Here is a 13,404-nt window from a genome sequence, read left to right on the forward strand (position 1 = left end):
GCCTTCAACCGAGCAGCGGCCAGCGATCGATGATGTGGTGCTCGGTGTTTCCGAGAACGCTATGAATGAGCAGAAACTCATGCGCAGTCCAGGAAACCGGTTGATCGAGGCGCGTCGGCGGCACCGCCTTGCGGTCATAGAGCAGCGTCATATGCGGCGTGAATTGGCGATCGATATTGTGACGCAAGCCGGTATTGTGCATGCCGACGCCCAACTGGACATGCAGGCGCATGAGCGGCATCAGTCCGCCTTCGCTGCAGAGCACCAGCGGCCGCGCCTTGCCTTCCCGCCTGAAGCTCATGATCCTGTCGAAGGTTACCGCAATCGGCGCTCCTTCGACTGTGGCGCCGGCCTGGCATGCCGCAAAGATCACGTCCTCCGGCAGCGCCTCATAGTCACCGATCCCGATAACGCTCACATGCAGCGTCGTCAGGCGCGGCTTTGCGGAAAGGGAGAAAGCTTTGCCATAATCATGGGCGATCGAAGCCGCTTGCGGTTCGACGATCGGAGGAGGGCAGAGCGCGAAGAAAAGCCGATGCCAGCCGATGTGGCTTTCATCCGGCCCGCCACGCCGATTTTGCCCATGGCCGAAATCGAAGGAAATCTGATTCATGATCTGTCAGGTCGTCATGACCCACCTCGTCGTTCCAACGCGATCGAAAATACGCCGGCAGGACGGAATGGCAAGAACAAAAAAAGAACAAGATGCGCAAGAAACGGGTTGAAACAGCGCCCGCTCCGTACGATTTTGGTGGCAACCGCAAACACGGAGGCTGCGTCATGCCCCAAACAACGCACCACTATCTCATCTTCGAAACCGCCGGCGGCTTCTGCGGCATCGCCTGGAGCGACGCCGGCATTTCCCGCTTCCAGCTGCCGACGAAAACCGCCGAGGCGACCGAACGTCTGCTGCTGCGACGTCTGCCGGACGCCGAACCCGGCGCGCCGACGGCGGCCGTGCTCGAAACGGTCGCGGCCGTGAAACGTTACTTCCAGGGCCAGGAGACCGATTTTTCCGGCGTCGAGCTCGATCTTGCCGGCCAGGATGCCTTCTTCAGGGAAATTTATGCGGCGGCGCGACGCGTCGGCTGGGGCCATACGACCACTTACGGCGCGCTGGCGAAAGAGCTCGGTGTCGGGCCGGAGGCTGCCCGCGATGTCGGTCAGGCGATGGCGAAGAACCCCGTGGCGCTGATCATCCCCTGCCATCGCGTGCTGGCCGCCGGCGGCAAGATCGGCGGCTTCTCGGCCCCCGGCGGTTCGTCGTCGAAGGCTCGCATGCTGGAGCTCGAAGGCGTCCAGCTCGGCCCGCCGCCGCCCGCCCAGCAGTCGCTGGGTTTCTAGGCGGCGGAGGCCTTCGCATAAGGAGTCAGCAGGTTAATGCGGGCTGGCTGTCGGCCGGATGATGATTTCGCTGACATCGACGTCGTCAGGCTGGCTGACGGCGTAGAGGATCGACTTGGCGACGGCCTCGGGGCTGATCGTGACCGCCCTGAAAGCCTTCATGGCGTCCCGGGCCATCGGGTCGGTGATCGTGTCGGCCAGTTCCGATGTCGTCGTGCCGGGCGAGATGACGGTGACGCGGATACGGTCGGTCTCCTGCCGCAGTCCGTCGGAGATGGCGCGGACGGCGAATTTCGTCGCGCAATAAACGGCGGCTGTCGGCGAGACATAGTGGCCGCCGATCGAAGACAGGTTGATGATCTGCCCCGAACCCTGCGCCTTCATGATCGGAAGGGCTGCGGCGATGCCGTAGAGAACGCCCTTGATGTTGACATCGACCATGCGGTCCCATTCGTCGACCTTGAGGGCGTCGAGCGGAGAGAGCGGCATGACGCCGGCATTGTTGACGATGACATCGAGCCGGCCGAACTCGGACCTGACGAAACCGGCAAAGGCTTCGACCTGGGATCGGTCGGTGACGTCAAGCTTTCGAAAACGCACGCTGCCGCCTGCGGCTTCGATTTCGCCGGCGAGCGCCTCCAGGCGGTCGGTGCGGCGCGCGCCGATGACGAGACGGGCGCCTGCGGCGGCCAGCACTTTTGCCGCGGCTTCTCCAATGCCGCTGCTGGCGCCGGTGATGGCGATGACTTTTCCGTCGATATCAGACATTTGGCTCTCCTTTTCTGTGCTCCAGACGCCGATGCGCCGGAGGGCGGGGCGTTGGATCAGCTGGGAAAATCGGCGCTGACTGTCGTCTCGGCCAAGGCGTCGAAGTTTGCCCTGAGCGCATCGAGCCGCTCGCGGGCGATATTCAGGGCGGAGGTTCCAAGCAGTAGCCGCAGCGGCGGCTCATCGGCCTCGAATACCGAAATGAGGCACGTCACCGGCGCCGCAGCACCATGCCGCCGTGATGCAGGGTGTTGTCATCGACGAAATCGCCGTCGGCGGTGAAGCCGGTGTCGTCCCAATATTCGATGTGGGTTCCGGTGACTTCGTAGCGTCCCTGATAGGCGCTCTCCCTGCTGCCGCGGGCCTCGTCGTAACGGCCATTGGGCAGAAGCTCGTGGCGGACGCGGCCGTCGTCCGTCATCCACATGCCGACATAGGGGTGTTGCTGCATCGTGTTCTCGCTTGACTGTTGATGGGCAGGGTTTCGGTCGTTTGCGGCATCTGCATGGGATGCCGACGTCGCCGCGCCGGCGAGCGCCGTCACGGCCAAAAGATGCAGAACAACGTTCCTGGATATGCTTCGCATCGTTCTTCTCCAAAGCAGGCCTGCGCACCGCCATCGGTCGCGCTTGACCATGAAGGGAAGATAGCAATCACCACTGAAGCGATTAAGTTGCCAATTCGGAATAGCTTGGTTAGTTATACTAACCAATGATTGATGATCTCGAAGGCATTTCGGTTTTTCTGGCGGTGGCGGAGGCGCGAAACTTCCGCCTTGCCGGCGAGCGGCTCGGCGTCACCCGATCCGCCGTCAGCCAGGCGCTGCAGCGCCTGGAGGATCGGGTCGGCGTGGCGCTCGTCCAGCGCACCACCCGCAGCGTCCACCTCACCGAAGCCGGCGAGGTGTTCCTCGAGACGGTTCGTCCATCGGTGCGGCAGGTCAGGGAGGCGGTGCAGACGGTCCGGGAAATGCAGGCGCGTCCGAGCGGCCTGCTGAGGATCACCGTTTCCTCGATCGCCGAGAGCTTCCTCTCCGGCCCCCTGCTGGCCGGCTTCATCGAAGCCTGTCCTGATATCAAGCTCGACATCACCATCACCGATGACGAATTCGATATCGTCGAGGCCGGGTTCGACGCCGGCGTCCGGCTCGGCGAGGTGATCGAGCAGGACATGATCGCAGTGCCCGTCTCCAGGGAGCAGCGGCAATGTCCGGCCGCGTCTCCTGCCTATCTCGATCGCCGTGGCCACCCTCGCCATCCCCGCGACCTGCAGGACCATGCCTGTATCGGCTGGCGGCCGCGCCCCGACACGGCGCCTTATCGCTGGGAGTTCACCGAAAACGACCGCGACTTCGACGTCGCCGTCGATCCGGCCGTGACGACGAACGATATGGGAATGATGATCCGCATGGCCTGCGCCGGAGCCGGCATCACCTTCGGCATGGTGGAGACCTTCCAGCCTTATTTCGATCGCGGCGAACTCGTGCCGTTGCTCGAAGATTTCTGCCCGCCCTTTCCCGGCTTCTATCTCTATTATCCCAGGCGCCAGAGGCAGCCGCTGAAGCTGCGCGCTTTGGTGGATTTTGTGCGGAAATTCGAGAGGCGCGAGATAGGTCCGTAGCCCTTGACCTAAGTGGTGCCGGCTTCAGGACGACGGCGCGTTCGAAGATGTTCTCGGCTGGCCGGCAATGGCTTGAGCCTCGCTAAGCTGAGGACGCACTAGCAGATAGAGCGCGAAGACGTGAGTGATCATCAGCAAGGGCACGTAAATGATCGGGATCGCGTATGCAGCGCCCAATTCCTCAGCCTGCGCCGGAAGACCGGCCTGAATGGCGTGATAGTAGTCGAGGATGAGGTCGGCCATTCCCGCAAGGTTGAAGATGACGACGAACAGCCAGAAGACCCGAGCTATCCTGATCGTCATCAGCGCCAGCATGGCGAGCAGCCCGGTCGCGAGGTCGCCATAGGCCGCGAAGGTGGCGAAACTGGCTGGCAGATGGGCCCCGACGACGCCCGGGAGAATGAAGACGAGCCCGAAGAAGCGGAAGCTATGCAGAGTGGCGATGGCGCGGTGCGCTTTAATCCGGTCCATCGACTTGAGCCAGGGCAGAATATACGCGCCGAAGCAAAGCAGCCACGCGACATAACCGAGGACGAGATGGGTTTGGAAGAGGGATTCCGTCGACATTGGAGCACTCCTGATTGGCAGGTCCAGATGTACGACCGCTTCTCGTGATCGACTATTCGCGATAATATCGATGCGGTATGAAGCAGAACTTCACAGTCAGGCAGGGAGCGCTGGACGGCGTCGAGGCATTTCTGAGCGTTGCCCAGCACCGTAGTTTTCGGAAAGCAGCCGCGGAACTCGGCGTGACCCCATCGGCGATGAGCCAGGCTGTACGCGCTCTCGAGGAGCGTGTCGGAGCGGTGCTTTTCATCCGCACGACACGCAGTGTCGGCCTGACCGAAGCCGGCGAGCGATTTCTTTCGCGCGCAAAACCCGCCTTCGAGGAACTGGTCGCCGCAAGCGAGGTTGCTCGGGACCTTGGGCAGCGGCCAGCCGGATTATTACGGCTGACAGTGCCGCCGGCAGTGGTGCCGATCCTGCTGGAGCCACTGATCGCATCCTTCTGCCAAGCCTTTCCCGAGGTCGAGGTGGAGGTCGCCGCGAATGAAGAGTTGGTCGATATCGCGACCGAAGGATTCGATGCCGGCATTCGCCTCGGCCAGTTCATCGCAGCCGATATGGTCGCGGTCCGGCTGACACCACCTTTTCCGCTGATGGTTGTCGGCAGTCCCGAATATCTGCACCGGAGAGGACGGCCGGAGCGTATCGATGATCTGCGTCAACATGCCTGCATACGCATTCGTCGCTCGGACGGATCGATCGCGCCGTGGTCGTTTCTGAGCGCCCAAAAGCCGATCGAGGCGGTCGTTTCCGGGCCGCTGATCGCCCACGATTTTCCGACCATGCTCGGAGCTGCCGTCGAACATATGGGGCTTGCGCAAGTGCCGGAGCCGATGGCCAGTGGGTTGGTGAAAGCGGGAAAGCTCGTCCGCGTTCTCGAGGCATTCGCAACGCTGGCACCGGGTGTGTTCCTCGATTATCCCAGCCGCCACCAGGTGATGCCGAAGCTGCGCGCCTTCATCGATCACGTGAAAAGTCGAACGGACGCGACCGAGAACAGCTGATCAGCGGCAAGGATGCGCTGACGCGGGAGCGGCACGCTGAAATGCGAACCGCTTTGCGGAGACTGTCACGTCGCCGCCCGCTCCATGCACTTACGTGCGCCTCACTCCCACTCGATCGTGCCGGGCGGCTTCGACGTGACGTCGTAGACCACGCGGTTGATGCCGCGGACCTCGTTGATGATGCGCGTTGCGGCGCGGCCGAGGAATTCCATGTCGTAGTGGTAGAAGTCGGCCGTCATGCCGTCGACGGAGGTGACGGCGCGCAGCGCGCAGACGAATTCGTAGGTGCGTCCGTCACCCATGACGCCGACGGTCTGGACGGGGAGCAGCACGGCGAAGGCCTGCCAGATGGCGTCGTAGAGGCCCGCCTTGCGGATCTCGTCGAGATAGATCGCATCGGCTTCGCGCAGGATCTCCAGCTTCTCGCGGGTGATGCCGCCGGGGCAGCGGATGGCAAGGCCGGGGCCGGGGAAGGGGTGGCGGCCGATGAAGCTGTCGGGCAGGCCGAGTTCGCGGCCGAGCGCGCGCACTTCGTCCTTGAAGAGTTCGCGCAGCGGCTCGACGAGCTGCATCTTCATGCGCTCCGGCAGGCCGCCGACATTGTGGTGCGACTTGATCGTCACCGACGGGCCGCCGGTGAAGGAAACGCTCTCGATCACGTCGGGATAGAGCGTGCCCTGGCCGAGGAAATCGGCGCCGCCGAGCTTCTTTGCCTCTTCCTCGAAGGTTTCGATGAAGAGCCGGCCGATGATCTTGCGCTTGGTTTCCGGGTCGCTGACGCCTTCGAGCTCGCCGATGAAGCGGTCCGAGGCGTCGACGTGCAGCAGATGCAGATTGTAGTGCTCGCGGAACATGGCGACGACGTTTGCCGCCTCGTCCTTGCGCATCAGCCCGTGGTCGACGAGGATGCAGGTCAGCTGATCGCCGACCGCCTCGTGGATCAGCAGGGCCGCAACCGAACTGTCGACGCCGCCCGAAAGCGCGCAGATGACGCGCTTGTCGCCCACCTGCTTGCGGATCTCGTCGACCGCCTTCTGGCGGTAGGCCGACATCGACCAGTCGCCCTTGATGCCGGCGACGTTGTGGATGAAGTTGCCGATCAGCTTGGCGCCGTCAGGCGTGTGCACGACTTCGGGATGGAACTGCACGCCGTAATATTTGCGCTTCTCGTCGGCGATGAAGGCGAAGGGGGCGTTGGAAGAGGTGGCGACCACTTCGAACCCTTCAGGCAGCGCCGTCACGCGGTCGCCATGGCTCATCCACACCTGATGGCGCGAACCGGAGGACCAGAGGCCCTCGAACAGCTGGCAGTCCTTGTCGACGTCGAGGAAGGCGCGGCCGAATTCGCGGTGGTGGCCGCTTTCGACCTTGCCGCCGAGCTGCATGCACATGGTCTGCTGGCCGTAGCAGATGCCGAAGACCGGCAGGCCGCTGTCGAAGATGATCTGAGGCGCTCGCGGCGATCCTTCGTCGACCGTGGAAGCCGGGCTGCCGGACAGGATCACGGCCTTCGGCTGCAGGCGCTTGAAGCCTTCTTCGGCCGATTGGAAGGGAACGATCTCGCAATAGACGCCGGCCTCGCGCACGCGCCGTGCGATGAGCTGGGTCACCTGGCTGCCGAAATCGACGATGAGAACGGAGTCGGGATGTGCTGTGTGGGTCATGGCGAGGCTTTAAAGAAAAGCGCTTCGCCTTGCAATCCGGGAAATCGGCGGCATCGGGTTTTTATTGTTCCGATTGTCCCCGCGTCCGATAGGCGCGCGGCTTTTTGCCGGTTCAGAACCAGAAAATCCCATCCTCCAGCGCCGTGAACAGGCTGTCGACGCCGTAGGAGAGCTTGCGGTCGACGATGTGCAGATATTCGGTCCAGCCCGAGATGTGCTGTAGTTCGACGACACCGTCGGAAATGCCGCGCAGCCCGATCAGCGGCAGCTTGTAGCCCTGGCAGGCGCGCAGCACCGCATAGGTCTCCATGTCGACCATGTCGGCGCCGATGCCGTTATAGGCGGCCCCCGAAATGACGTTGCCGCCGGTGGAAAGGCTCGCCTCCGGGATCCCCGGGATGCGCAGCGGCAGCTCCAGCTTCACGGGCAAGTCGAGGAAAGGCGTCTGGCCTTTTTCGAAGCCGAGCGGCGAGGCGTCCATGTCGCGATAGGAAACCGAGCTCACCTGGTAAATTTCGGTCTGTTCGAGCTTGGCCGAGCCGGCCGAGCCGAGGGAGACGACGAGATCCGGAAGATCGTCCGCGGCATCGAGCCGCGCCAAGGCTTTGGTCAGCGCGATCGCCGCCTCCACCGGGCCGACGCCGGTCATCAAGGGTTCGATGCGCGAACGCAGGAAAGGGCCGTACTCCGCCTCTGCCGCCATCACGAAAAGAATGGATTTTCCCGCGACCGACTTCAGTTCGAACTTCATCCAGTAATTCCCTCTCTACCGCGAATGACCATCATCGTCCCGGTCATCGAGGCGATGAGCTTCGCCGGCCCGTCGCCGATCGCATAGCCCCGCCCGTCGGCGACGATGATGGTGGAGCCGGGCTTGGTGATTTCCCCGCGGAACAGGAAACGATCGCCGCGCCCCGGCGACATGAGATTGACCTTGAACTCGATCGTCAGGATCGAGGCTTCGGGGTCGATAACGCTGTAGGCGGCAAAGCCGCAGGCGGAATCGAGCGCCGCGGAAATGATGCCTGCATGCAGGATGCCGTGCTGCTGCGTCAGTTTGACGTCGAAGGGAAGCTCGATCTCGACGACGCCGTGCTCGACGCGCGTCAACTCCGCGCCGATCGTCTGCATCGCTGCCTGGCGCGCAAAGTTGCGGCGGATTCGCGCGCGGAAATCGCCCCTGTCAGTCTCGCTCATGGCTACCCCTCTCGAAGCCGCGAAAGTGGCATGACACGCCGGATTCGACAAGCTGGACATCGCCGAAATCGATCTTGGCGGTGCTGGAAACCTCAAGCCGTGTCGCCCGGGCCACCTTTCGCCCTTCCTGCGGTGCAGACCCGCATCTCGAAGCTGCCGGCTTCGTGCAATGCGATTGCAGCTTCGCGCCGAGCGCGTATTCTCGTGCCGAACCTCGAAATGATGGAGCACCAGCGGCATGACGACGATATCGCAATCGGTCCGGAATTTCGAGGACTGGCTCGCCGGCGAACTGGGCGACGATCTCGTCAGGAAGGATCTGCGCGAGAAACACGAGAAGATGCGCAGCGATGGTTTCGTCTTCCTGCGCGCCACCTATTGGCGCTGGTGCGAGATCATCCTCGATATCTGCCCGGAGCTTGCAGGCGCGCCGGAAGTGCTGGCGGTCGGCGATACGCATCTGGAGAATTTCGGCACCTGGCGCGATATCGAAGGCCGGCTCGTCTGGGGCGTCAATGATTTCGACGATGCGGCCGCGATGCCCTATGCGCTGGATCTCGTTCGTCTTGCGGCAAGCGCCGTCCTGGCGCGCGGCGATAATGGCCCGTCTGTCCGCATGATCGGCGAGCTGATCCTGAACGGCTATCGCAGAGGTCTCGAAAATCCGCAGCCCGTCATCCTCGAGCGCGATCACAAATGGCTGCGCAAGGCGCTGATGCTGCCGAATTCCGAACGGCGGGAATTCTGGGAGAAATATGAAGCCTTGCCTGAAGGAAAGGAGCCGGCGCCGGCCGCCTATATCAAGGCGCTCGCAGACGCGCTGCCGCCCGGCGCTGGCTCTTTCGTGGCAAAGCCGCGCAGCGGCGGTACCGGCAGCCTTGGACGGCCGCGTTTCGTCGCTTATGCCGAATGGCAGGGCGGGCCGGTGCTGCGGGAAGCGAAGGCGCTGGTGCCGTCGGCGTGGTCGCTTCGCCACAGGCCGCAGGACGTGGCGATCCATGCGGGCGAGATTGCCGGCGGCCGGATGCGCTCGGCCGATCCCCATTACCAAATCATTAGGCGTATCCTGGTGCGCCGGCTTTCGCCGAACAGCCGCAAGATCGAGATCGACGAGCATCCGGAGATCCTGCTCTCTCCCACCATGCTCGAATTGATGGGTTTCGAGATCGGCAATTGCCATGCCGACGATGCAGAGGCCGTCGCGGCGATCCTGCACGACTTGCAGGCGCGGGGTCCCGAATGGCTCCATGAAGCGGCGAGGGCGGCCGCCTCGGCGGTCAGTGCCGAGCAGAAGGCCTATGCGCGCGCCGGCTGAGAGATCCGCACGATGTGCTGATCCCAGGCGACGTCGCTGCGGGTCGAGCGGAAGTCGCCGTCATAGGAGGAGACGGCAAAGCCTTCTTTTGCCGGCGCGATGCCGGCCGCATCGGGAACGGCGGTCTCGGCCAATACCTCGCCGGTCCTCGCGTCGATCGTCACCGAGGCGCCGCCCTTCGGCGAGGTGACGCCGACGAGACCCTCGCGGCGATTGACGGCGATGGCGCCGACATAATTGGCAAGCCTGCGCGTCGTCTCCTCCGGCAGGTCGATGAAGAAAAGATCCTCGCCCTTGGCGAAATGGCCGACGAGCGGCGGCAAATCGTTGCGATGGCCTTCATACTGGCATGCGAACCAGATGCGGCCCTCGCTGTCGAGATCGACATGGCGGGTGGAGAGCGCCGACCATTGCGCCGGCAGCACGTGCTTTTCGACCAGGGCGCCGGTCGCCGCATCGATCAGCGCCAGCGACGGCTGCATCGCCCCGAGATTGAGCTTGGTACGGCCGAAATCCGGATGGGTCTCGATGCCGCCATTGGCGACGATGAGAAGGCGCCCGTCATCGGACACCGTCATGTCGTGCGGGCCGATGCCGTATGTCTCGAATTCGCCGATGCGGGTGAAGCGGTCGGTGGCGTTGTAGATGCCGATCATGCCGCGATTGCCGTCGAAGTCGTTCTCGCTGGCGTAAAGCAAACGGCCGTCGGGAGAGAAGGCGCCGTGGCCGTAGAAATGCCGGTCTTCCCTGGAACTGATGACGACCGGCTCACCCTTGTTCCTCGGGTCGAAGATCATCGCATAGGTGCCGGGGCGGCGCGCGAAGGCGACGGTCTTGCCGGTGGCGGCACTGAAGGCCATGCCGTGTGCTCGTGCCGGAAGCGCCACCTGATCGATGATTTCGCCGCTCTCGGCCACCGTCGCGACCGCAAACGAGCCGTCGGCGGCGCGAATGCCCGAGGCATAGACCGCCTCGGCCCGTTCGAGAGCCATCAGCGCTCTCGGCGTCAAGCTCGCGAGGAAACCGAGACCTGCCGCCTTGACGAAGCTGCGTCGGTCGATCGCGGCACTTCTCCACATCGCATCAATCTCCGTCGGAAAAGGAAAAGCCGGCCGAAAGCCCGATGGCCGCACCATAATCGTCGCTGATCTTGGTGATCAAATTGCGGCTGTCGGCCAGCAGCGCATCGAGCTTGGCTTTCTCCTCATCGCTGGTTGCGGCCTCGATGTCGGGATTGAGCTTCGGAACGGTCTCAAACAGCGATTTGAAATCCTCGTCGATCGCGGCGGCGACCGCCTGTTTGTCCGCCGGCAGAAGCTCGGCCATGCCGGCCTTCTGCCAGAGCGTGCGCAGGCCCTCCAGGTTGGCGGCCATCGACTTCCAGGTGTTCTTGGAGCGCCAGTAGATCGCCATGCGCGGGCGCGGCGCAGTATCCTTGCCCTTGTAGAACTGCTCCAGCCGCTGATCGCGGACATTCTCCGCGCCGTGGACGAGAATGCCGAGCAGCGCGGTGACGGCTTCCTTGTTGTCCATGAAGTCGTCGCTCTGCGGGCCGGGATGTTTCCAGCTCGCCTGCACGCCGTCCGGCTTTTCCCACGCGGCGACCACTTCGCCGGCCTCGCGCTGGATATTGCCGGCGACGGCGGCGCCGTAAAGGCAGCGGAAGCCGCCTTTCAGCTTGATCAGATCGTCGGAGCCGTTGCCGTAAAGCACATATTCCAGCGCCGTCAGGCCCTGCAGCGCCACGCTCTTGCCGGCGATCGCATCGACCGTCGCGTCCTTCGGGTCGGCCTTGGCGATCAGCGCCTGCACCTGCTTGAGGCCGACGCCCTTGCGGTCGGGATAGAACAGGATGTGCTCGAAGAGATTGTCCTGAATGACAGGGCCGGTCTGGACGATCTCGATGATCGACCAGTAGCGGACCGTATCGTCGAAGGCGGATTTCGCCTTGTCGAGCGTCTGCTGCGTGCCGCCGTCGCAGAGGTCCTTCATCGCCGTCGTCAGCCGTGCGGCCGATTGCTGCATGTTGCGGTAGCCGGGACGGATCACCTCGTCGACGGCGCGCTGCATGACGGCAGGAACGGCATCCTCGTTCAGCCCTGCCGGAGGAGCGGCGGTCTGGGCGGCGGCCGATGTGGCGAGGCCGATCAGAGTGAGGCAGAGCAGGGGGTGCCAAAGGCGCATCAAAGTGACTCCAGGAATGTAATCAGGGCCGCCCTGTCGTCTTTGGTCAGGGCGGAGAAAGCGTTGCGGGCCTCTTCCGCTTCACCGCCGTGCCAGAGGATCGCCTCGGTGAGATCCCGCGCACGGCCGTCATGCAGGAAGAAGCTGTGTCCGCTGACAGTTCGGGTCAGTCCTATACCCCATAGCGGCGGCGTGCGCCATTCACGTCCGCTTGCAAGGCCGACCTGTTGCCCGTCGGCTAGGCCGTCGCCCATGTCGTGCAGAAGAAAATCGGAATAGGGCCAGATCAGCTGGAAGGACTGCGCCTTCTCAGGCGTATCCCGCCGGGTGACGAATTTCGGCACATGGCAGGAAATGCAGCCGGTTTCATAGAAGATCCGCTTGCCCCGCAGCGTTTCGGCGAAGCTCGCCTTGCGCCGCGCCGGCACGGCAAGGTTTTCCGAATAGAAGGTCACGAGATCGAGGATCGGACCCGGCGCCTCTTCCGCGCCCAGCCGTTTCTGCACGCCGGTCGGCATATCAAGGCATTTTTCTTCCGCCTTGGTGCAGTCGCCATGCGCGTCCGGCTCGTCGGGCGTCGAGATGCCGATATCGTTGGCGAAGGCGTCGGCGCTCTGGTCGCGCACCGTGGCGTTCTGCGCCTTCCAGCCGAAGCGGCCGAGCGTGACCTTGCCGCTGCGATGGTCGCGCACGACCGCCGCCTTGCCCGAGATGCCGTTGCCGTCTGCATCGTCGGGGTCGGCATGGGCAAGAATATCGGCTTCTGGAATGGCCTCGATCAGGCCGAGGCCGATCATGGCGGGGGCAACGCGCGCCGAAATGGTCGTCGCTGCGTCGAGCGGTCCGTAGGCAAGGTTCGTCGCCGCATAATGCGGCCGGCGCAGCGACACCGTTTCGCCGTCGCCGAGCGTCACCGTCTCTTCGTCATAGCGGATCGCCATCTTGCCTTCGGCGGCAAGCCCGGGAACCGCGAGATCCTGCAGCTGACGGCCGTAGACCGGATCGGGGAAGTTGACGACCTCGGCATCGGCGATCGCCTTTTCCTCCTCTGGCGTCCTTGCCGCGCGCGAAAGCCGCAGGAACATTGAGGTGGCGCTCGCGCCTCCCTCCGGCGGTTTGCCGCGGCCGTCATTGACATGGCAGCTCATGCAGGAGCGGGCGTTGAAGAGCGGCCCAAGGCCATCGGAGGCCTGCGTCGAAGAGGGAGAGGAGACCCAAAGCTTGCGGAAGAGCGCGTTGCCGAGCTTGAAATTCTGCTCTTCCTCGAAGGGGATATTGGCCGAAATATGCGAGAAGCTGTCTTCGGTGACGGGATCGACCGAGGTCGCAGCACCCGCCTGCATCGCTTCGTATTGCTCGGCCTTGGAAAAGTCCTGGGTCGGCCGCGTGACATCCACGACGCGTTTGAGATCGGTCTCGGAAAGGTCGGCGCGTTTCGTCGCCAGATCGAAACCGGCGGCAATCGTTGCGGGCGCTATCGCAAGGGCAGCGAAAGCGGCGATGCGTAGGGGTAAGCGGAGTTTTGGGAAAAAGCGATGGTGCCTCGCGGCATGTTCGAGGGTTCTGGCGCGCGCTTCCCTTTCCGCGCCCTCATTCCTGTGCTCGTCACAGGAATCCAGTGCGCCCAAGTCCTTGGGCGTGGAAGACCCCCCTTTGACCGAGTCATTCACGGCGCCGACGCGCCGTGGCTGGATTCCTGTGACGAGCACAGGAATGAGGGAGGCAATAGATGGCATTTCAG

At 63.5% G+C, this 13,404-nt stretch carries 14 protein-coding genes and 1 pseudogene; 4 read left to right on the forward strand and 11 right to left on the reverse strand.

What is annotated here, in order from left to right; all coding sequences use genetic code 11:
• Nucleotides 1–4: 4 nt before the first annotated feature.
• Nucleotides 5–613: a 2'-5' RNA ligase family protein gene (locus CO670_RS10150; protein ID WP_097590111.1), complete on the reverse strand. Its 609-nt coding sequence runs from the start codon at nt 611–613 to the stop codon at nt 5–7.
• 167 nt (nt 614–780) lie between these two features.
• On the opposite strand from CO670_RS10150, the gene CO670_RS10155 reads away from it, so the two are divergent.
• Complete coding sequence (locus CO670_RS10155) at nt 781–1,344, forward strand: methylated-DNA--[protein]-cysteine S-methyltransferase (protein WP_097590112.1); 564 nt, start codon at nt 781–783, stop codon at nt 1,342–1,344.
• Nucleotides 1,345–1,377: 33 nt separating this feature from the next.
• On the opposite strand, the gene CO670_RS10160 is transcribed toward CO670_RS10155, so the two are convergent.
• From CO670_RS10160 to CO670_RS10170, 3 genes and pseudogenes are all read right to left on the reverse strand, one after another.
• Nucleotides 1,378–2,112, reverse strand: a complete 735-nt coding sequence (locus CO670_RS10160; RefSeq protein ID WP_097590113.1) for an SDR family oxidoreductase — start codon at nt 2,110–2,112, stop codon at nt 1,378–1,380.
• Nucleotides 2,113–2,168: 56 nt separating this feature from the next.
• Nucleotides 2,169–2,324: pseudogene (locus CO670_RS10165) on the reverse strand (short-chain dehydrogenase/reductase); the annotation flags it as partial.
• Nucleotides 2,324–2,698 carry an Atu4866 domain-containing protein gene (locus CO670_RS10170; protein WP_097590114.1) on the reverse strand — a complete coding sequence of 125 codons (375 nt, stop codon included), beginning with the start codon at nt 2,696–2,698 and terminating at the stop codon, nt 2,324–2,326. The pseudogene CO670_RS10165 and the gene CO670_RS10170, both read right to left, overlap by 1 nt.
• Nucleotides 2,699–2,823: 125 nt before the next feature.
• On the opposite strand from CO670_RS10170, the gene CO670_RS10175 reads away from it, so the two are divergent.
• Nucleotides 2,824–3,732 (forward strand): LysR family transcriptional regulator, encoded by a 909-nt coding sequence (locus CO670_RS10175; RefSeq protein WP_097590115.1) that lies wholly within the window; start codon nt 2,824–2,826, stop codon nt 3,730–3,732.
• Nucleotides 3,733–3,756: 24 nt separating this feature from the next.
• On the opposite strand, the gene CO670_RS10180 is transcribed toward CO670_RS10175, so the two are convergent.
• Nucleotides 3,757–4,299, reverse strand: a complete 543-nt coding sequence (locus CO670_RS10180) for a hypothetical protein (RefSeq protein ID WP_097590116.1) — start codon at nt 4,297–4,299, stop codon at nt 3,757–3,759.
• A 77-nt stretch (nt 4,300–4,376) separates the two neighbouring features.
• Between CO670_RS10180 and CO670_RS10185 the strand changes: the two genes are divergently transcribed.
• Nucleotides 4,377–5,303, forward strand: a complete 927-nt coding sequence (locus CO670_RS10185) for a LysR family transcriptional regulator (RefSeq protein WP_097590117.1) — start codon at nt 4,377–4,379, stop codon at nt 5,301–5,303.
• 101 nt (nt 5,304–5,404) lie between these two features.
• Here the strand turns inward: CO670_RS10185 and guaA are convergent, their stop codons facing one another.
• From guaA to CO670_RS10200, 3 genes are all read right to left on the reverse strand, one after another.
• A complete protein-coding gene (gene guaA / locus CO670_RS10190) occupies nt 5,405–6,967 on the reverse strand; it encodes a glutamine-hydrolyzing GMP synthase (RefSeq protein WP_097590118.1) in 1,563 nt (520 codons plus the stop codon).
• A gap of 112 nt (nt 6,968–7,079) precedes the next feature.
• Nucleotides 7,080–7,718 carry a 5'-methylthioadenosine/S-adenosylhomocysteine nucleosidase gene (locus CO670_RS10195; RefSeq protein WP_097590119.1) on the reverse strand — a complete coding sequence of 213 codons (639 nt, stop codon included), beginning with the start codon at nt 7,716–7,718 and terminating at the stop codon, nt 7,080–7,082.
• A complete protein-coding gene (locus tag CO670_RS10200; protein WP_088676547.1) occupies nt 7,715–8,164 on the reverse strand; it encodes a PaaI family thioesterase in 450 nt (149 codons plus the stop codon). Before CO670_RS10200 ends, CO670_RS10195 begins: the two co-directional genes overlap by 4 nt.
• A gap of 238 nt (nt 8,165–8,402) precedes the next feature.
• Between CO670_RS10200 and CO670_RS10205 the strand changes: the two genes are divergently transcribed.
• Nucleotides 8,403–9,479, forward strand: coding sequence for a DUF2252 family protein (locus CO670_RS10205; protein ID WP_088676548.1), 1,077 nt, complete (start codon nt 8,403–8,405; stop codon nt 9,477–9,479).
• On the opposite strand, the gene CO670_RS10210 is transcribed toward CO670_RS10205, so the two are convergent.
• From CO670_RS10210 to CO670_RS10220, 3 genes are read right to left on the reverse strand one after another with little or no spacing between them, the layout of a single operon-like run.
• Complete coding sequence (locus tag CO670_RS10210; protein ID WP_097590120.1) at nt 9,461–10,558, reverse strand: DUF1513 domain-containing protein; 1,098 nt, start codon at nt 10,556–10,558, stop codon at nt 9,461–9,463. The two genes, CO670_RS10205 and CO670_RS10210, sit on opposite strands and share 19 nt — an antisense overlap.
• 4 nt (nt 10,559–10,562) lie before the next feature.
• Nucleotides 10,563–11,663 carry an imelysin family protein gene (locus tag CO670_RS10215; RefSeq protein WP_097590121.1) on the reverse strand — a complete coding sequence of 367 codons (1,101 nt, stop codon included), beginning with the start codon at nt 11,661–11,663 and terminating at the stop codon, nt 10,563–10,565.
• Nucleotides 11,663–13,399 carry a di-heme oxidoredictase family protein gene (locus CO670_RS10220; RefSeq protein WP_176538907.1) on the reverse strand — a complete coding sequence of 579 codons (1,737 nt, stop codon included), beginning with the start codon at nt 13,397–13,399 and terminating at the stop codon, nt 11,663–11,665. Before CO670_RS10220 ends, CO670_RS10215 begins: the two co-directional genes overlap by 1 nt.
• Nucleotides 13,400–13,404 lie beyond the last annotated feature (5 nt).

The organism is Rhizobium sp. J15 (assembly GCF_002531825.1).
Lineage (GTDB): Bacteria > Pseudomonadota > Alphaproteobacteria > Rhizobiales > Rhizobiaceae > Rhizobium.